Consider the following 18,527-nt stretch of genomic DNA (forward strand, 5'->3'; position numbering starts at 1 on the left):
CTCAGGCCTCGCCGGTCTCGCTGGCGAAGCGGCCGTGGCAATGCTTGAACTTCTTGCCCGAGCCGCAGGGGCAGAGTTCGTTGCGGCCGACCTTGCCCCAGGTCGAGGTGTCGGTCGGGTCGCGCTCCAACACCGCCGCGTCCGCCGACAATTCGCGGGCGGCGTAGCCGTAGGCCGGGCCCGCGCCGCCATCGCTGCCGGTGCCGTCGAAATCCATCTCGTTGCGGCCGGTGGCCGGGTCGCGATGCTCCTCGAACATCGGCAGGGCCTGCGCCCCGCCGAAGCCGGCCTGTTCGAAGGCGCCGCCGGCCTGCGCGTCGGGCTCCTGATAGAGGATTTCGACGCGGGCGAGCTGCGCCGTCACCTGCTCGCGGAGCGCCGTGACGAGGCCGTTGAAGAGTTCGAACGCCTCCGACTTGTACTCGTTGAGCGGATCGCGCTGGGCGAAGCCGCGCCAACCGATCACCTGCCGCAGGTGGTCGAGCGTCACGAGATGCTCGCGCCACAGGTGGTCGAGGGTCTGGAGCACCACCTGCTTCTCGATATAGGCCATGACGTCGGGCGTGTTCTTCTCGACGCGGGCCTCGTAGGAGGCGTCGGAGGCCTTCTTCAGACGCTCCCGGATCTCCTCGTCGGCGATGCCCTCTTCCTTGGCCCATTCCTCGACGGGAAGGTCGAGATTGAGCAGATCCAGGCTGCGCTCCTTCAGCCCCGCCACGTCCCACTGCTCGGCATAGGCGTTCTCGGGGATGTGGACGGCGACCACGTCGTCGATGACGCCGTGGCGCATCTCGTCGACGGTCTCGCGCACGCTGTCCTGGCCCATCAGGTCCCGGCGCTGCTCGAACACGACCTTGCGCTGGTCGTTCATGACGTTGTCGTACTTGAGCACGTTCTTGCGCATGTCGAAGTTGCGCGCCTCGACCTTCTGCTGCGCCTTCTCGATCGCCTTGTTGATCCAGGGATGGATGATCGCCTCGCCCTGCTCCAGGCCGAGGCGGGTGAGCATCCCGTCCATCCGGTCCGAGCCGAAGATGCGCATCAGGTCGTCCTTGAGGGACAGGTAGAATTTCGAGCGACCCGGATCGCCCTGGCGGCCGGAGCGGCCGCGAAGCTGGTTGTCGATGCGCCGCGACTCGTGGCGCTCGGTGCCGAGGATGTAGAGGCCGCCCGGCAGCGCCTTCTTGCGGCCCGCCTCCGGATCGGCCGGCTCGCCCGAGGCCAGCACCTTCTCGCGGTTCTCGGCGATCTCCTTCTTGAGCGCCTCGATCGCCGCATCGCGCTCGGGGCCCTCGGCCAATCCGCCGAGTTCCTTCTCGATGCGCATCTCGAGATTGCCGCCGAGTTTGATGTCGGTGCCGCGGCCGGCCATGTTGGTCGCGATGGTGATGGCGCCCGGCACGCCGGCCTCGGCCACGATGTAGGCCTCCTGCTCGTGGAAGCGGGCGTTCAGCACGGCGAAGCGCTTAGTCACCCGGTTCTCACGGGCGGCGGCGTAGACGTCGGTGAGGGCGTTCGGGTCGGAATAATCGAGGGCCTTGTAGCCGGCCTTGCGCAGGAGGTCGGCCAGCACTTCCGACTTCTCGATCGAGCCGGTGCCGACGAGGACCGGCTGAAGGCGGCTATGCGCCTTGTCGATCTCCTTGATGATCGCGTCGAACTTCTCCTCGACGGTACGGTAGACCTCGTCGTCCTCGTCGACGCGCTCGATCTCCTTGTTGGTCGGGATCTCGACCACGTCGAGCTTGTAAATTTCGGCGAACTCGTCCGCCTCGGTCGAGGCGGTGCCGGTCATGCCGGCGAGCTTCTTGTAGAGGCGGAAGTAGTTCTGGAAGGTGATCGAGGCGAGGGTCTGGTTCTCGGGCTGGATCGTCACCCGCTCCTTGGCCTCGAGCGCCTGGTGCAGACCTTCCGAGTAGCGCCGGCCCTGCATCATGCGGCCGGTGAACTCGTCGATGATCACGACTTCGTCGTTCTTGACGATGTAATCCTTGTCGAGCGTGAACAGGGTGTGGGCGCGCAGGGCCTGGTTCACGTGGTGGACGAGGGTGACGTTGTGGGCGTCGTAGAGGTCGCCCTCCTTGAGAAGGCCGGCCTCGCGCAGGGCCTCCTCGATGAACTCGTTGCCGGCCTCCGTCAGCGAGACCTGGCGCTGCTTCTCGTCGAGGTCGTAATGCTCCGCGACCAGCTGCGGCATGATCGCGTCGACGGCGACGTAGAGTTCCGAGCGGTCGTCGACCGGGCCGGAGATGATGAGCGGCGTGCGCGCCTCGTCGATCAGGATGGAATCGACCTCGTCGACGATGGCGAAGTGGTGCCCGCGCTGCGCCATCTGCGACAGCTCGTACTTCATGTTGTCGCGAAGATAGTCGAAGCCGAATTCGTTGTTGGTGCCGTAGGTGATGTCGCAGGCATAGGCGTCCTTGCGCTGCGTATCATCGAGTCCGTGGACGATGGTGCCGACGCTCATGCCGAGGAAGCGGTAGACCCGGCCCATCCACTCCGCGTCGCGGGAGGCGAGGTAGTCGTTGACCGTGACGACGTGGACGCCCTTGCCCTCCAGCGCATTGAGATAGACCGGAAGCGTGGCCACCAGCGTCTTGCCCTCGCCGGTTTTCATCTCCGAGATGCCGGATTCGTGAAGCACCATGCCGCCGATCATCTGCACGTCGAAATGGCGCTGCCCGAGGACGCGCTTGGCCGCCTCGCGGACCGTGGCGAAGGCGGGCACGAGCAGGTCGTCGAGGCGCGTGCCGGCGGCGAGCTGGTCGCGGAAGGCCTGCGTCCGGGCACGCAGCTGCTCGTCGGAGAGCGCGGCGAGTTCGGGCTCCAGGGCATTGATCGCGGCGACGCGCGGGCGAAAACCCTTCACTCGACGGTCGTTGGACGAGCCGAAAATCTTCTTGAGGGCACCGAGCATCGTGAACCTACGGTCCTGAAAAAAGTCGCGCGGCGGCGTTCCGTCAGAACGCCGCCGGCCTCGCGTTGGGCGGGCTTATAGAGGTAAATAGGGCGTCCCGCATCCGGAAGTGACGGGGCGAAGCTGAAGAGTCGTCGTGAGGTCTGAAATGGACCGGCCGACGCGCCGATGCCGGGCCCGGCCGAAAAAGCCCGCGGTGTCACGAGACCGCGCGCGGGTGTCCTGCCACGCTTGCCTTTGACCGGAAGAGGTTCCACCTCTGGCGCGCTGCGGCAGCCGCCGCGTGCCGAAAGATCAAGCCCCGCGCGAAGACCGGCCGGAAGATGCCGGCCCGCGGCGGCCTCGCCCAAGGACGAGCCGTTCCCGATGACGATCCCGACCCTTCTCCGGCGCGTGAGCGCCGCCGCCCTCCTCCTGGCGCTGCCGTCGCTGGCGCACGCGCAGGGCGCGGCCCCAGGCACGTCTTCGCAAGGCGCGGCCGAGTCGGCAGCCGCCGCGCCCGCCCCCGACGCGGTGGTCGCCAAGGTGAACGGTCAGCCGATCACGGGCGCCGATCTCGCCCTGGCCGCCGAGGATCCGGCCCTGTCGCTGCCCGGCGTGGACGAGGCCGCCAAGAAGAATCTGCTCGTCGATTACATGGTCGATCTCAAGGTCGGCGCGCAGGCGGCGGAAGCCGCCAAGGTCGGCGACAGCCCGGACTTCAAGCGCAAGCTCGCCTATTTCCGCGACAAGCTGCTACTCGACGAATATCTCGAGCGCGAGACCAAGAAGTCGGTCACGCCGGAGGCCGCCAAGGCGCTCTACGACCAGACCGTGAAGTCGATGAAGCCCGAGGAAGAGGTGCGCGCCCGCCACATCCTCGTCGAGAGCGAGGACGAGGCCAAGAAGATCGCCGCGCGGGTGAAGGGCGGCGAGGATTTCGCCAAGATCGCCGGTGAGGTCTCCAAGGATCCGGGCTCCAAGACGGAGGGCGGTGATCTCGGTTTCTTCACCAAGGACCGGATGGTGAAGCCCTTCGCCGAAGCCGCCTTCAAGCTCGCGCCGGGACAGGTGTCCGACCCGGTCAAGACCCAGTTCGGCTGGCACGTGCTGCGCGTCGAGGAGAAGCGGGTGAAGCCGGTGCCGAGCTTCGACGAGATGAAAGAGCAGATCGACCAGTACCTGACCCGCAAGGCGCAGCAGGATACGATCATTCGCCTGCGCGAGGCGGCCAAGGTCGAGCGCACCGACGCGGCGCCCGCCGCTACGCCGCCCGCCGGCGAGACGAAGAAGCCCTAAGGCGAGGGGCCTTCAGGTCACGGACGGCATCATCATCGGGCGGTGCCGTCCCCTACGAAGGGATGCCGTGGGGTCGATCGGCCTTCGGCATCCCGCGATCATGAAACAGGTCGGAAGGCAGCTTAATCCCGGTCAAACGGCCATAAGGTATGCATTGGCGGAATGTCGGGTTTTCGGCATGTGGCATACCAAATCCCAGTGTGCAGTGCGATATAGGCTTCAACGCAACGCACCCAAACACGGATCTGCCCCGATGATCGCTCTCCTGGTTCTCACCGCCGCCGTCGCCAACGTCGCTCTCGTCGTGCTGCTTGCCGACCGCTTCGGCGGTGAGGGTGGGGTCCACGCCTCCGCTGGCGAGCTGACCAGCCTGCAGGCGACCCACAGCGCAACCCCGGCTCCCGCCGCGACCTACGCCCCGGCCAACGAGAACGCCGCCGCCGAGGCCGCTCGCCGCGCCGCGTAAACCCGAAGGCACCGTTGTCCGATCAGCCCCGCCCCTGTGGCGGGGCTTTTCGCATGTGCGAAGGGTTCATCTATTTCAGCCGAGGCGCCAGTCGATCGGCGCCCGGCCGTGGTCCTCGAGCCATGCGTTCGCGCGCTGGAACGGGCGGGATCCCGGGAAGTCCCGCGCGCGGTTGAGCGGGGACGGATGGCCCGAGGCGACGATGCCGTGGCGGCGCGCATCGATCAGTGCCTCGCGGGCACGGGCTTGCGCGCCCCAGAGCAGGAACACCGTGGGCTCGTCGCGGGCGGAGACGGCCTCCACCGCCTCGTCGGTGAGCTGCGACCAGCCGAGCCGCAGATGCGCCCCCGCCTTTCCGGCCTCGACGGTCAGGGCCGAATTGAGCAGCAGCACGCCGCGCTCCGCCCAAGGGGTCAGGTCGCCGGTCGAGAGGTCGGGTTTGGCGCCGTCGGGAGCCAGTTCGGCGAGGATCACCTTGAGCGAGGCCGGCAGACGGCGCGACCCCACGTAGGAGAAGGCGAGCCCGTTGGCGTCGCCCGGCGTCGGATAGGGGTCCTGGCCCAGGATCACCGCCTTGACGGCGGGAAGCGGCGTCAGCGTCAGCGCCCGGAAGATCGCGGAAGGGTCGGGCAGGATGCGGGCACCGGCCGCCACGCGGGCATCGATGGCCCCCGCGACCGCGTCGGCCGTCCCCTCTCGGAAAAAGGGCAGGGCGAGCCAGGGAGAACCGCTCGCGCGGAAGGCGGCCAGCGCGGCCGCAACCGGGGCGGAGGTCGGATCGATCACGGAAAGACCTTCTACGGCAAGACCTTGAGTCGCGGCCCCGTCTCCGCCGGGAGCGGGGCTTGGGCGCGGATATAGGTCATCACCGCGTTGGCCAGCAGTTTCCCATCCGTCGCACCGATCAGGGTGCGGCCATCGGCCAGCATCCCGTAATCGTTGCCGCCGCGCAGCATGAAGTCGTTGGCGGCGACGCGGTAGGTGCGCGTCGCGTCGAGGGGTTCGTCGCCCACGCTGACCGCGGCGACGCGCCGGCCGGGCGGCGCCGATCCGTCGAGGGTCACGGTCAGGCCGGAGACATGGAGGAAGCGGCCAGACGCGCGGCCGAGATCGCGATAGCCGTTCTCCAGGGCCGCGCGCACGGTCGCCCCATCGAGCGCCACCAGCACCACGGTGTTGCCAAAGGGCAATTCGCTCAGGATGTCGCGCCGGGTGATCGCCGCGCCCGCCGGGTAGAGCCGGTCGCCGCGGATGCCCCCGCCGTTCATCAGGCCGATCTCGGCACCGGTGCTCATCCGCACGGCATCCGCCACGAGGCTGCCGAAGCTCGCCTCCCGCGACCGCACGCTGGCGACGCGGCTGTCGAAGGGCGCCAGGGTCGTGCCGAGCGCCACGTCGAGTTCCCGCGACAGATCCCCTTCGAGGCGTGCCACCAGCGCGGCGGTCTCGGGATCGGGCGTCACCTGAGCGGTGTCGTGCACGCGGAAGGCCGCGCGCCAGCGCAGGGGGCCGTCGCCGGCGGAGGTGACGAAGACGTCCACCGCCGTGACGTAATGGGCATCGTGACTCGACTCGACCAGCACCGCCTGCCCGTCGTCGCGCACCACGAGATCGTGGTCGTGGCCCGAGAGCAGGATGTCGACGATGCGGGCGCGCAGGATCGCGTCGTCGGTTGCCCGCGCGGTGTGGCAGACGCCGATGATCATCTGGGCGCCCGCCGCGCGCAGACTCTGCGCCTGGGCGGCGAGCGTCTCGATCTCCGGACCGAAGCGGAGATCTCCGGACTGGGATTTCTCCGGGGTCGATTGAAGCGCGATGCCGACGAGACCCAGGCGCACGCCGCCGCGTTCGATCAGCGCCGAATCCTTCACGCCGGGCAGCGGCCGGCCCGCGCCGTCGCGGAGGTTGGCGGCGAAGAACGGGAAGCGCGCCTCGGCCAGCCGCTCGGCGAAGATCCCGGGGCCGAAATCGAATTCGTGATTGCCCGGCACGAAGATGTCCGGGGGCGCGAGATTGTGGAGCGCCACGATATGGGCGCCCTTGTCGAAGCCAGACATCAGCGAGGGCGAGAAGCAATCCCCCGCATGGGCGTAGAGCAGCGGCACGCCGCGGGCCCGCTCGGCCTTCACCACGGCGTTGAGCCGGGCGAAGCCGCCGCGGCCCTCGGCCTCACCCATGGCGTAGATGTCGTTGACGAGGAGCAGGGTGAAGGTCGGCGTGGCGGCCCGCGCCGTACCGGCCGCGATCAGGCCTGCGCCGATACTCGCCCCGAGCCCCGCCACGGTGGTGCGGCGGGTGGGGTGGCGGGTCGCCCGATCGGATCGCATCGGCGCCTCAGCGCCGGGCGAGCCCGTCCCGTACCGCCTTGGCGTTGCGCCGCAGGGCCGGCCAGATCCAGGCGCCCGAGGCCAGGAACAGGCCCGCCGACATCGGCTTCAGTTCGACGGCCAGACGCTGGGCGAGGCCGGGATTCTGAAGCGGCACGGGCGGCGCGTCGGTCTTGCGGTAGACCACCGTGGTGTCCTCGCGCCAGTACTCGGTATGCGGCACGAGGCCGGCACGGCGGGCGAGGAGATCGAAGGTTTCGCGCACGTAGCCGTGGACATGGGCGAAGTGGAATCGCTCGTGCGGCGGCTTGGCGGTGGCGGCCATGTTCGGCACCGCCGCGTAGAGAATGCCGTCGGGCTTCAGCCAGCGGCTCAGCCGCTCCATCGTCTCGGCGGGGTTGCGCAGGTGCTCCAGCACGTGATGCGTGGAGATCACGTCGAAATGTCCGGCCGGGAAGCGATCGGGGTCCTCCGCCTCGGCCAGGACCTCAATGCCGTGCTGCCCGCGGGCATAGGTCGCGTAGTCCTGGCCTGGCTCGACGCCGATCACCGTGCAGCCGCGCTTCTTCGCCTCGGCCAGGAATTCGCCGGAGCCCGACCCGAAATCGAGGAGCCGCGCGCCGGGCGTGAGCTTGGGGGCCAGCAGGTCGGCGCGGAAGACCGCCTCGCGGGCGGAGCGGTTGAGGTGGTGCCGCGGCGGGCCGCCGGCGAAGGCGAGCTGGTAATCGGCCCGGTAGGCGGTGGCGTAGTACTCGGCCAGCTCCTCCGGCGTCGGCATCGGATCGGTGCGGATCAGGCCGCACTGGGTGCAGGCGATCGAGCGCAGGGTCTTGAGCCGCCGGTCGGTCTCGGCGACGGAGATGGCCTCGCGCGATCCGCACAGATTGCACGCCGCCGCCGCACCCTTGTACGGGTAGCCGGTAAAGGGCACGAAGTGCTGCAGGAAGTAGCGGGGGGACTGCATGTCGCGCTGGCCTCCGGAGCGATTTCGGGCGAAGGGTTCGCCACATTCTCCGTCTCTCTTCGCCCCAAGACGCGCGAACTGACATTCGTGGTCTTGGATGGTCGCCTGCTCTAGATCGAACGGCGGGACCGCACAACCTGATCGCTCTGGCCTCGGACGGCCCTGCGTCGACGGAGGCGGTATGCCCGTGACCGGAAGCCCGATGAACGAACGCGTCGAACCCCAAACCCTGCTGCGCGAGCCCGTGCGGGTCGCGCCCACCGCCCTGCCGCCCGACCATCCGGCCGTACGGACCGGCCGCGTCGGCGTGCTCCTGATGAATCTCGGCACGCCCGAGGGCACGAGCTACTGGCCGATGCGCCGGTACCTCAAGGAATTCCTCTCTGACCGTCGGGTCATCGAGGTGCCGCGCCTGATCTGGTGGCCGCTCCTCAACCTCATCATCCTGACGAAGCGCCCGGGGCCGAAGGGCCGCGACTACGCCAGCATCTGGAACAACGAGCGGGACGAGGGCCCGCTCAAGACCATCACCCGCGGCCAGTGCGAGAAGCTCCAGGCGGCGATGGGCGACACGGTGCTGGTCGATTGGGCGATGCGCTACGGCAAGCCCGAGGTGTCGGTCCGCATCCAGGCCCTGCTCGACGAGGGCTGCGACCGCATCCTGCTGGTGCCGCTCTATCCGCAATACGCAGCGGCGACCTCGGCCACCGCCTGCGACCAGGCCTTCAAGGCCCTGATGCAGATGCGCTGGCAGCCGACCGTGCGGGTCTCGCCGCCCTACCACGACGATCCCGTCTACATCCAAGCCATGGCGGATTCGATCCGCGAGGGCTTGGCCAAGCTCGATTTCGTGCCGGAGGTGATCCTGACCTCCTTCCACGGCGTGCCCAAGAGCTATCTGCTCAAGGGCGACCCCTACCATTGCCAGTGCCTCAAGACCGGCCGCCTGATCCGCGAGGCGATGGGCTACACCCCGGAGCAGATGCGGGTGACCTTCCAGTCGCGCTTCGGCAACGAGGAATGGCTCAAGCCCTATACCGACGAGACCGTGCAGGCCCTGGCCAAGTCCGGCGTGAAGCGCATGGCGATCGTCGCCCCGGGCTTCACCGCGGATTGCCTGGAGACGCTGGAGGAACTCGATGGCGAGAACCGCCACTATTTCGAGGAGAACGGCGGCGAGAACTACGCCTTCATCCCCTGCCTCAACGACTCGGATCTCGGCATGCGGGTGATCGAGCACGTGGTGCGGCGGGAGCTGCAGGGCTGGATCTGATCCGGTGACGGCGGATCGGCCGGTCTTGCGAAACCGCTGGTGGCATGCATAGCTATCCCTCGCGCGGCACACGGTTCTGAGGTGAGAACGGCCTCCTCATACGCCCACGCCATCACGGAGTGGGCAAAGTAGCGCGAGCCGCCGAGCGGTTCGGGTGAAGAGATCCGGAAGTGGGCATCCCGGCAGGTGTCCGTGAGCCGCGTTCGCATCGGGGGTTCCGGGATACCGGGACCCCCGACGTGTTTCAGCGCCGTCGCACGGCGACGCGCAGGAAGCCGCGCTCCCGCCGCGGCTGAATCTTCTTGTCGCTGATCGGATAGAAGCTGCACACATTGTAGCGCCCCGCGACGTCCCGTTCGATCGTCACGGCGACGAGCAGGAAGGCACCGATGGCCGGCACCCGGCCGATCAGCTCGATCCGACCCGGATTTCGGAGATCGTCGCCGATGTAGAGCGGTTCGGCGACGACGGCCGCGACGTGCGGTAGGCAGATCGGGTACTCCACCGGGTGCGAGGAGAGCGCGTGCTTCTGGGCACCCCGGCTCAACAGAACGGGACCCGGCTCCAGGTCCAGTTCGAGCGTGGCATTGACGAGGTCGATCGGGAGCGGGCCGAGGTGCAGATCGACGATCCGGACCCCGCGGCGCTTCCCCATCCGTCCCCGACTGCTCCGATCTTCTCCAACCCGTGACTGCCAAGGTTGAACGCGAAGATCAACTTACGCGGGTGTCATCAGGATCGATTAGGTCAGTGCACGTGCTCGAAGGCGGATCCGTCCCCTCGCGAGGCTAATCGAGGCTCTGCCGCGGAAGCGCCCGATCCATGCCCTGACTTCGCCTTGCGCACCCCCGGAGCCCATGCTAGGCGACAGCCGCGCCGCGGGGAGACCCACTAGGGCCTTCCGTGCCCGGCGCCATTCCAATCCCCACGGTCCTGAAGCCTCTGCCGTCGCGGGCGGGAGCGGGCTGAAGAGCGGCGGGCAAGGACAAGAGAGAGCGACGGGTGGCGCAGAACGGTTCCGAGGGTCCCCTGGTGGCAGGCGTTGCCGGTCGCTACGCATTGGCCCTGTACGAGCTGGCCCGCGATGAGCGGCAGGTCGACGACGTCGCCAAGAATCTCGAAGCCTTCGATGCGCTCTACAAGGAGAGCGCGGATCTCCGCCGCCTCGTGAAGAGCCCGGCCTACTCGGCCGAGCAGCAGACGGCCGCCATCGGCGCCCTGCTCGACAAGGCCGGCATCACGGGGCTGGCCGCCAACTTCATCAAGCTGTCGGCCGCCAACCGCCGCCTGTTCGCCCTGCCGGACATGATCCGCGCCTATCGTGAGCAGGTGCGCGAGGCCAAGGGCATCGTGCGGGCCGAGGTTCGCGTGGCGGAGAAGCCCTCCGACGCGATCATCGAAGAGATCAAGGGCTCCCTGCGGGATGTCGCCAAGACCGAGGTCGAGATCGATCTCCACGTCGATCCGGCCCTCATCGGCGGCATCGTCGTGAAGATGGGCTCGCGCATGGTCGACGCCTCGCTGCGGACCAAGCTCAACAACATTCGCCTTGCCATGCGGGAAGCGCGCTGAGGCTGTTCAAGCCTCGCTGAGCCCCCGATCCGACGAAACAGACACGTATCCGACCTTAAAGAGGCCCGACGATGGACATCCGCGCCGCCGAGATCTCCGCGATCCTGAAAGAGCAGATCAAGAATTTCGGCGAGGAGGCCGAAGTCACGGAAGTCGGGCAGGTGCTCGCGGTCGGCGACGGCATCGCCCGCGTCTACGGCCTCGACAACGTCCAGGCCGGTGAGATGGTCGAGTTCGAGTCGGGCGTGCGCGGCATGGCCCTCAACCTCGAGCAGGACAATGTCGGCGTCGTGATCTTCGGTTCCGACCGCGAGATCAAGGAAGGCCAGACCGTCAAGCGCACCGGCGCCATCGTGGACGTACCGGTGGGCAAGGGTCTGCTCGGCCGCGTGGTCGACGGCCTCGGCAACCCGATCGACGGCAAGGGCCCGATCCAGTCGACCGAGCGTCGCCGCGTCGACGTGAAGGCGCCGGGCATCATCCCGCGCAAGTCGGTGCACGAGCCGATGGCCACCGGCCTCAAGGCGATCGACGCCCTCATCCCGGTCGGCCGTGGCCAGCGCGAGCTGATCATCGGCGACCGCCAGACCGGCAAGACCGCCATCGCTCTCGACACCATCCTCAACCAGAAGCCGGCCCATGCCGGTTCGGACGAGAACGCCAAGCTCTACTGCGTCTACGTCGCCATCGGCCAGAAGCGCTCGACGGTGGCCCAGTTCGTGAAGGTGCTCGAGGACCAGGGCGCGATGGAATACTCCATCGTCATCGCCGCCACCGCCTCCGACGCCGCGCCGATGCAGTTCATCGCGCCGTTCTCCGGCTGCGCCATGGGCGAGTATTTCCGCGACAACGGCATGCATGCCGTGATCGTCTATGACGACCTGTCGAAGCAGGCCGTCGCCTACCGCCAGATGTCGCTGCTCCTGCGCCGCCCGCCGGGCCGCGAGGCCTATCCGGGCGACGTGTTCTACCTCCACAGCCGCCTGCTCGAGCGCGCCGCCAAGATGGGCGATGCCGCCGGCAAGGGTTCGCTCACCGCGCTGCCGGTCATCGAGACCCAGGCCAATGACGTGTCGGCCTACATCCCGACCAACGTGATCTCGATCACCGACGGTCAGATCTTTCTCGAGACCGACCTGTTCTACCAGGGCATCCGCCCGGCGGTGAACGTCGGCCTCTCGGTGTCGCGGGTGGGCTCCTCGGCCCAGACCAAGGCGATGAAAAAGGTCGCCGGCAAGATCAAGGGCGAGCTGGCGCAGTACCGCGAGATGGCGGCCTTCGCGCAGTTCGGCTCCGATCTCGACGCCTCGACCCAGCGCCTGCTCAACCGCGGTTCGCGCCTCACCGAGCTCCTGAAGCAGCCGCAATTCTCGCCGCTGAAGATGGAAGAGCAGGTTGCGGTGATCTACGCCGGCGTCAACGGCTACCTCGACAAGCTCCCGCTGCCGAAGGTCCGTGCCTTTGAGGATCAGCTGCTCGGCACGCTGCGCTCCAAGCATGCCGACCTGCTGAACGCGATCCGCGACTCGAAGGACCTGTCCGACGAGAACGCGAACAAGCTGAAGAGCGTCGTCGAAAGCGTCGCCAAGTCCCTCGAGGGCTGACGCCCTCGCGGACGGCACGGATCCCTTCCCGCGGGAGGGGATTGGGGACGGCGGCCCGTCAGGCTTGCCGTCCCGGACGACACCCCCATCGGCTCCTCTCCCCTGAGGGAGAGGAGAGGCCCTTCCGAACGGACCCGGACGCCCCTCGATGCCTAGCTTGAAGGATCTGCGGAATCGCATCACCTCGGTGAAGGCGACGCAGAAGATCACCAAGGCGATGCAGATGGTCGCCGCCGCCAAGCTGCGGCGCGCCCAGAATGCCGCCGAGAATGGGCGTCCCTACGCCGAGAAGATGGCGAACGTGCTCGGCAATCTCGCCGGCAACCTGATCGGCGGCGTCGACGCCCCGCGCCTGCTCTCGGGCACCGGCCAGGACCGTGTCCACTTGCTCGTGGTCTGCACCGGCGACCGCGGCCTGTGCGGCGCCTTCAATTCCTCGATCGTGCGCCTTGCCCGCGAGCATGTCCGCAAGCTCGAGGCCGAGGGCAAGACGGTCAAGATCATGACCGTCGGCAAGAAGGGCCTCGACATCCTGCGCCGCCAGTACCGCGACCGGATCATCGAGAGCATGGATATCCGCGGCACCAAGCCGGTGGATTACGCCTTCGCCTCGGAGATCGCCGACAAGATCGTCGCCCGCTTCAATGCCGGCGAGTTCGACGTCGCGACGTTGTTCTACTCGGAATTCCGCTCGGTGATCTCGCAGATCCCGACCGCCCAGCGCCTGATCCCGGCCGAGTTGCCGGCGACCGACGGCTCGACCACCACGGGCGCCGGCGCCGACGCCGCCATGGAGTTCGAGCCGTCCGAGGAGGCGATCCTCGAGACGCTGCTGCCCAAGAACCTGACCGTCCAGGTCTATCGCGCGTTGCTCGAGAACGCCGCCTCCGAGCAGGGTGCCCGGATGAGCGCCATGGATTCGGCGACCCGCAACGCGGGCGAGATGATCAAGAAGCAGACGCTGGTCTACAACCGCACGCGTCAGGCCATGATCACCAAGGAACTCATCGAAATCATCTCGGGCGCGGAAGCGCTCTGATCCACCACACGCGCCCGCACGCATTCGAAGGACAGGCATCATGGCCAACACCGCCGCCCCCACCAACGCCAAGGGCAAGATCACCCAGGTCATCGGCCCCGTGGTCGACGTGCAGTTCGAGGGTCACCTGCCGGAGATCCTGAACGCGCTGGAGACCAAGAACCAGGGCAACCGCCTCGTCCTCGAGGTCGCCCAGCAGCTCGGCGAGAACACCGTTCGGTGCATCGCCATGGACACCTCCGAGGGCCTCGTGCGCGGCCAGCCGGTCGAGGATACCGGTGCGCCGATCCGGGTGCCGGTGGGTCACAACACCCTCGGCCGCATCATGAACGTCATCGGCGAGCCGATCGACGAGGCCGGCCCGATCCAGGCCGACACCTTCCGTGCCATCCACCAGCCGGCTCCGTCCTACGACGAGCAGTCGACCGAGGCGCAGATCCTCGTCACCGGCATCAAGGTCGTGGACCTGCTGGCTCCCTACGCCAAGGGCGGTAAGATCGGCCTGTTCGGCGGCGCCGGCGTCGGCAAGACCGTGCTGATCATGGAGCTGATCAACAACATCGCGAAGGCCCACTCGGGCTACTCGGTCTTCGCCGGCGTCGGCGAGCGGACCCGCGAGGGCAACGATCTCTACCACGAGATGATCGAGTCCAACGTCAACAAGAACCCGAAGGAGAACGGCGGCTCGGCCGAAGGCTCCAAGTGCGCGCTGGTCTACGGCCAGATGAACGAGTCGCCCGGCGCCCGCTCCCGCGTCGCCCTGACCGGCCTGACCATCGCCGAGCAGTTCCGCGACGAGGGCCAGGACGTGCTGTTCTTCGTCGACAACATCTTCCGCTTCACCCAGGCGGGCTCCGAGGTGTCGGCGCTGCTCGGCCGCATCCCGTCGGCGGTGGGCTATCAGCCGACGCTCGCCACCGACATGGGCGCCCTGCAGGAGCGCATCACCACCACGACCAAGGGCTCGATCACCTCGGTGCAGGCGATCTACGTGCCGGCGGACGATCTGACCGACCCGGCTCCGGCCACTTCCTTCGCCCACCTCGACGCCACGACGGTGCTGTCGCGCTCCATCGCCGAGAAGGGCATCTACCCGGCCGTGGACCCGCTTGACTCGACCTCGCGTATGCTCTCGCCGGCGATCCTCGGCGAGGAGCATTACGACGTCGCCCGCCGCGTCCAGCAGACGCTGCAGCGCTACAAGTCGCTCCAGGACATCATCGCGATCCTGGGCATGGACGAGCTGTCCGAGGAGGATAAGCTGACGGTGGCCCGCGCCCGCAAGATCGAGCGCTTCCTGTCGCAGCCGTTCCACGTCGCCGAGGTGTTCACCGGCTCGCCGGGCAAGCTCGTGGCGCTCGAGGACACGATCAAGGGCTTCAAGGGTCTGGTCGAGGGCAAGTACGACGACCTGCCGGAGGCCGCCTTCTACATGGTCGGCTCCATCGAGGAGGCCCAGGAGAAGGCCAAGAAGCTCGCCGCGTAAGCGGGCGACTTTCCCCTTCGGAGGCGCGCGGGTCCTCGGACGCGCGCGCCGCTCAACCTCTCGCGGACACCTGACGCATGGCCACCTTCCAGTTCGATTTCGTCGGCCCCGAGCGGACGCTGTATTCCGGCCAGGTCGAGGCGGTGCAGCTGCCCGGTTCCGAGGGTGAGATGACCGTGCTGCCGGGCCACGCGCCGGTCATCACCTCTCTCAAGGTCGGGGTCATCACAGTCACCGAGCACTCCGGCGCCGGCAAGCGCATCTACGTTCAGGGCGGTTTCGCCGATATCGGCCCGAAGGCCGTGACGGTGCTGGCCGAGCGCGCCGCGCCGATCGAAGAGATCAGCCCGGCGACGATCGATCAGGAGATCGAGGCCGCCGAGATGGCCCGCGACGCCACGCAGGATCCGGCCAAGCGCGAGGAGCTTAACAGCCAGATCGTCCAGCTGCGCGAAGCCCGCTTCACGCTGAACCTCTGATCCACGCGCACGATCGATGTTGCCGAGGGCGCCGGGAAACCGGCGCCCTTAGCATTTTCGGGGTTCGCGCCGTGGCGTCCTCCTGCGGGCAGGTTTCCACGATGCCCGCCGCACGACCCTCCGCCTCTCACCCTTGCCCCTGCGCCGCGTCACGGGGGAGGGGGGACGGCGCGTCGATGGCCGACAGCGCGTGCGCGATGAGCCGGTCCCGGGCCGCCGCGTCGTCGGGGCAGCCCTCGGCCAGCCAACGGCTCCGCGCCGCGCGCAGGGCCACCCCCACGCCCGGGCCCGGCGGGACGCCCCGCGCCACGAGATCGGCTCCGGTCACCGGTAGGATCGGCCGCGTGCCGGCCTGGGCGATCCGGTCGAGGGCGATCCGGGCGCCCGGCGTCACGAGCGGGCGCGGCTCGCCGTCGAGGATGCGCAGCACGGCCCGTGAGGGAACGGCACCGTATTCGGCGACGAGGGCCGGCACCTCCGCCGCGTCGAGGGCGGATCGGGCCCGAAGCGCGACGAGAGCGTCGGCGTAAGCAGTGAGATCGGCATGCTCGGCCTTGGACAGGCGCAGCCTCTCCTGGAGCCGATCGGCATCGTCCCGCGTCAGTACGGCCAGTGCCCCGAGGCGGATGACCGCATCCGGTTCGGCCCGTGCGAGCCGGCCGATGTCACCGACACCGCCGGTGATCCGCAGGAGCAGACCCGTCTCGCTCAAGGTCGCAACGGCCTCGACGGCGCGGGGGGCGAGCAACAGCTTGAGGAACTCGGCCCGCACCCGCTCCCGCGACAGCCGGTCGAGGCTGTCGCGCGCCGCGATGGCCGCCGCGAGCCCCTCCGGATCGGGCGCGCCGGCCCCGTAGCGGGCATGGAAGCGGAAGAAGCGCAGGAGCCGCAGGGCATCCTCGCGCAGGCGGGTGGCGGCCTCGCCGATGAAGCGCACGCGGCCCTCGGCCAGATCGGCCACGCCCCCGGTCGTGTCGTGGAGCCGCCCGTCCGCCGAGAGCGACAGCGCGTTGATGGTGAAGTCCCGCCGCTCCGCATCCCGCGCGAAGTCGTGGCCGAACCGGACCACGGCGTGGCGCCCGTCGGTCTCGACATCCTCGCGCAGGGTCGTGACCTCGTGCGGCTCGCCCTCCACCACCAGGGTGACGGTGCCGTGCTCGATCCCCGTCGGCACCGCCTTGAGCCCGGCCCTGCGGGCCCGCTCGATCACGGTCTGCGGCAGGAGCGTGGTGGCGAGGTCGATGTCGCTCACCATCCGCCCGAGCAGCGCGTCGCGCACGCAGCCGCCGACGAGGCGGGTCTCCTCACCGGGCATGGCCAGGGCGGCGAGGCAGGCTTGTACGCCGTCGCGGGCGAGAAGCCGGGCCGGGCCGTCGGGATCGAGGCCGGGCGGCAGCGCCGTCACTGGAAGTGGCCCGGCACCAAGCGCCCGTTCTCGTAGCGCGGCGGCACGTAGCCCTCGGCGTGGCGCTCCCCCGTCAGCCCGGCCATCAGCAGCGAGGCCACCACGACGAACAGCCCGGCGAGAACGAGGCGGGTCCATTGCGGCCTCCACTCGGCCCCGTCGAGGGGCGAGCGGCGGGCGAGAAGCAGCCATCCGGCGAAGAGGACGAAGGGCAGGGAGAACAGGGCGACCTGTTCGAGGACGAGGCGCAGCATCGGTTTCTTTTTGTCAGGTGTCGGGGCCGTCCGTCAGGCGTAGAGGCGCTCGTAGAGGTTATGCACGATCCCCGCCGTGACACCCCAGATCAAGTGTTCCCCGTGCGGGATGGCATAGAAGTAACGCGTCCGGCCCTGCCATGCCCGCGACCGGACGAGATGCCGCGCCGGGTCCATCAACAGGCCGAGCGGCACCTCGAAGGCGAGGTCCACCTCGTCGCGGTTGAGGGTGAGGGCGGCGTCCGGTGCCACGAGGCCGACCACCGGCACCACGAGGAAGCCCGTCGCCGAGAGATACGGATCGAGATAGCCAAGCGGGCGCACCGCATCGGCGGGCAGACCGATCTCCTCGCGGGCCTCGCGAAGCGCCGTGTCGATCGGCGAGACGTCGCCCGGATCGACCTTGCCGCCGGGAAAGGCGATCTGCCCCGAATGGTCGCGCAGATGGGCGGCGCGCCGCGTCAGCAGTACGCTCATGCCCTCGGGCCGCTCGACCACCGGCACCAGCACCGCGGCATCCCGATGCGGCGCGGCCGGCGCCGTGGCCGGACCGCCGGGATCGAGGTCGTGGTCGCCCCGGGGGTTGGAAAGCGGCACACCGGGGCCGGGCGGCACGTGGGAGAGGCCCGCCTCCGCCCGTGCCAGGAAGCCGGCGCGGCGAAAATCGGCGGGATCGATCGATTCGGCCTGGCCGGTCGGTGCGGCGGCGCGCTCCGCCGGCCCCTCGGGCAGCTTCATGCGGCGGCCCCGGCCGGGGCGATGCGGTGGAACGCGCCGCCGGCCCACAGGCCGAGCCAAGTCTCGCCCTCGATATCCCGCTCCTCGGCGAGGTCGACGAGGTCGTAGGTCAGCGCTCGGCTCACCAGGGCCGTCAGGCCGCCGCGCACGAGGATGTAGGGCTTGAGACCGCTCTCCCCGTCCTCGAAGCGCAGGGGATGCGCGGCATCGGCCGCGACGAGATCGTCGACATTGGTGCGGAAGGCGATGCGGCGGTCCTCGCCCTCGCCCTCGATCGCCATCTCGACCGCGGTGAACGGCGCATCGTCGACCTGGATCCGCACCTTCTCGACCGGCGTCACCAGCACGGTCGAGCCGTCGGGCTCCTTCCGCAGGATCGAGGCGAACAGCCGGACGAGCTTCGGCCGCCGGATCGCCGATCCGTTGTGGAACCATGACCCGTCGGCGGCGATGCGGATGTCGATCTCGCCGCAATGCTCCGGGTTCCAGCGTTCGACCGGCGGCGGCCCGCGCTTGGGCAGATCACCCAGGGCGGCGCTGAGACGGGCGAGGGCGGGATCGGGGGCATCGTCGCTCATGCCCGAGACATATAGGCAAGGCGCCCGGCGCAGGGAAACGCCTCGAGGCTCGCACTTCGAACGCGGCGCCGAGGCCCGGCAGGCCCTCTGCGGCGTGCGGGCCAACCGCGCAGTCAATCGCCCTGCGCGTCAGGTCTCGATCGC

17 protein-coding genes are annotated in these 18,527 nt (G+C 68.8%); 8 read left to right on the plus strand and 9 right to left on the minus strand.

Going from position 1 to position 18,527, the window contains the following annotated elements; genetic code table 11:
- Nucleotide 1: 1 nt before the first annotated feature.
- Complete coding sequence (secA, locus tag OWC43_RS07025) at nt 2–2,920, minus strand: preprotein translocase subunit SecA (protein ID WP_393956166.1); 2,919 nt, start codon at nt 2,918–2,920, stop codon at nt 2–4.
- Between the two features lie 366 nt (nt 2,921–3,286).
- Here secA and OWC43_RS07030 point away from each other — a divergent pair, with 366 nt between their 5' ends.
- Nucleotides 3,287–4,198, plus strand: coding sequence for a peptidylprolyl isomerase (locus OWC43_RS07030; RefSeq protein WP_137828967.1), 912 nt, complete (start codon nt 3,287–3,289; stop codon nt 4,196–4,198).
- A 253-nt stretch (nt 4,199–4,451) separates the two neighbouring features.
- Nucleotides 4,452–4,664, plus strand: coding sequence for a hypothetical protein (locus OWC43_RS07035; RefSeq protein WP_393956167.1), 213 nt, complete (start codon nt 4,452–4,454; stop codon nt 4,662–4,664).
- A gap of 75 nt (nt 4,665–4,739) precedes the next feature.
- Here the strand turns inward: OWC43_RS07035 and OWC43_RS07040 are convergent, their stop codons facing one another.
- From OWC43_RS07040 to OWC43_RS07050, 3 genes are read right to left on the minus strand one after another with little or no spacing between them, the layout of a single operon-like run.
- Complete coding sequence (locus OWC43_RS07040) at nt 4,740–5,447, minus strand: uracil-DNA glycosylase (protein ID WP_393958508.1); 708 nt, start codon at nt 5,445–5,447, stop codon at nt 4,740–4,742.
- 14 nt (nt 5,448–5,461) lie between these two features.
- Nucleotides 5,462–6,991: a bifunctional metallophosphatase/5'-nucleotidase gene (locus tag OWC43_RS07045; RefSeq protein WP_393956168.1), complete on the minus strand. Its 1,530-nt coding sequence runs from the start codon at nt 6,989–6,991 to the stop codon at nt 5,462–5,464.
- 7 nt (nt 6,992–6,998) lie between these two features.
- Nucleotides 6,999–7,955, minus strand: a complete 957-nt coding sequence (locus OWC43_RS07050) for a bifunctional 2-polyprenyl-6-hydroxyphenol methylase/3-demethylubiquinol 3-O-methyltransferase UbiG (protein WP_137828970.1) — start codon at nt 7,953–7,955, stop codon at nt 6,999–7,001.
- A gap of 202 nt (nt 7,956–8,157) precedes the next feature.
- Between OWC43_RS07050 and hemH the strand changes: the two genes are divergently transcribed.
- Nucleotides 8,158–9,228, plus strand: coding sequence for a ferrochelatase (gene hemH / locus OWC43_RS07055; protein ID WP_137828971.1), 1,071 nt, complete (start codon nt 8,158–8,160; stop codon nt 9,226–9,228).
- A gap of 244 nt (nt 9,229–9,472) precedes the next feature.
- Here the strand turns inward: hemH and OWC43_RS07060 are convergent, their stop codons facing one another.
- Nucleotides 9,473–9,883, minus strand: a complete 411-nt coding sequence (locus OWC43_RS07060; protein WP_393956169.1) for a hypothetical protein — start codon at nt 9,881–9,883, stop codon at nt 9,473–9,475.
- A gap of 347 nt (nt 9,884–10,230) precedes the next feature.
- Between OWC43_RS07060 and OWC43_RS07065 the strand changes: the two genes are divergently transcribed.
- The 5 genes from OWC43_RS07065 to OWC43_RS07085 all read left to right on the plus strand — a co-directional run bounded on the left by OWC43_RS07065 (nt 10,231) and on the right by OWC43_RS07085 (nt 15,408).
- Nucleotides 10,231–10,800, plus strand: a complete 570-nt coding sequence (locus OWC43_RS07065; protein WP_137828973.1) for a F0F1 ATP synthase subunit delta — start codon at nt 10,231–10,233, stop codon at nt 10,798–10,800.
- A 71-nt stretch (nt 10,801–10,871) separates the two neighbouring features.
- Entirely contained in the window at nt 10,872–12,404 is a 1,533-nt protein-coding gene (gene atpA / locus OWC43_RS07070) for a F0F1 ATP synthase subunit alpha (protein WP_137828974.1), read from the plus strand.
- A 148-nt stretch (nt 12,405–12,552) separates the two neighbouring features.
- On the plus strand, nt 12,553–13,443 hold the full coding sequence (locus OWC43_RS07075; RefSeq protein ID WP_137828975.1) for a F0F1 ATP synthase subunit gamma: 891 nt from the start codon (nt 12,553–12,555) through the stop codon (nt 13,441–13,443).
- Nucleotides 13,444–13,483: 40 nt separating this feature from the next.
- Entirely contained in the window at nt 13,484–14,929 is a 1,446-nt protein-coding gene (atpD, locus tag OWC43_RS07080; RefSeq protein WP_137828976.1) for a F0F1 ATP synthase subunit beta, read from the plus strand.
- Between the two features lie 77 nt (nt 14,930–15,006).
- On the plus strand, nt 15,007–15,408 hold the full coding sequence (locus OWC43_RS07085) for a F0F1 ATP synthase subunit epsilon (RefSeq protein ID WP_137828977.1): 402 nt from the start codon (nt 15,007–15,009) through the stop codon (nt 15,406–15,408).
- Nucleotides 15,409–15,535: 127 nt separating this feature from the next.
- Here OWC43_RS07085 and OWC43_RS07090 read toward each other — a convergent pair whose 3' ends face one another.
- The 4 genes from OWC43_RS07090 to OWC43_RS07105 are packed head-to-tail and all read right to left on the minus strand — an operon-like array spanning nt 15,536 to nt 18,383.
- Entirely contained in the window at nt 15,536–16,804 is a 1,269-nt protein-coding gene (locus OWC43_RS07090) for a CCA tRNA nucleotidyltransferase (protein ID WP_393958509.1), read from the minus strand.
- Nucleotides 16,805–16,809: 5 nt separating this feature from the next.
- Nucleotides 16,810–17,067, minus strand: coding sequence for a DUF6111 family protein (locus tag OWC43_RS07095; RefSeq protein ID WP_238307429.1), 258 nt, complete (start codon nt 17,065–17,067; stop codon nt 16,810–16,812).
- Nucleotides 17,068–17,100: 33 nt separating this feature from the next.
- Complete coding sequence (locus OWC43_RS07100; protein WP_393956170.1) at nt 17,101–17,805, minus strand: CoA pyrophosphatase; 705 nt, start codon at nt 17,803–17,805, stop codon at nt 17,101–17,103.
- The gene (locus OWC43_RS07105) at nt 17,802–18,383 is read right to left on the minus strand and encodes a DUF1285 domain-containing protein (protein ID WP_393956171.1); all 582 of its coding nucleotides are present in this window, start codon (nt 18,381–18,383) and stop codon (nt 17,802–17,804) included. Before OWC43_RS07105 ends, OWC43_RS07100 begins: the two co-directional genes overlap by 4 nt.
- Nucleotides 18,384–18,527 lie beyond the last annotated feature (144 nt).

The sequence above is a fragment of the Methylorubrum sp. POS3 genome (genome assembly GCF_043352485.1).
Taxonomy (GTDB): domain Bacteria; phylum Pseudomonadota; class Alphaproteobacteria; order Rhizobiales; family Beijerinckiaceae; genus Methylobacterium; species Methylobacterium suomiense.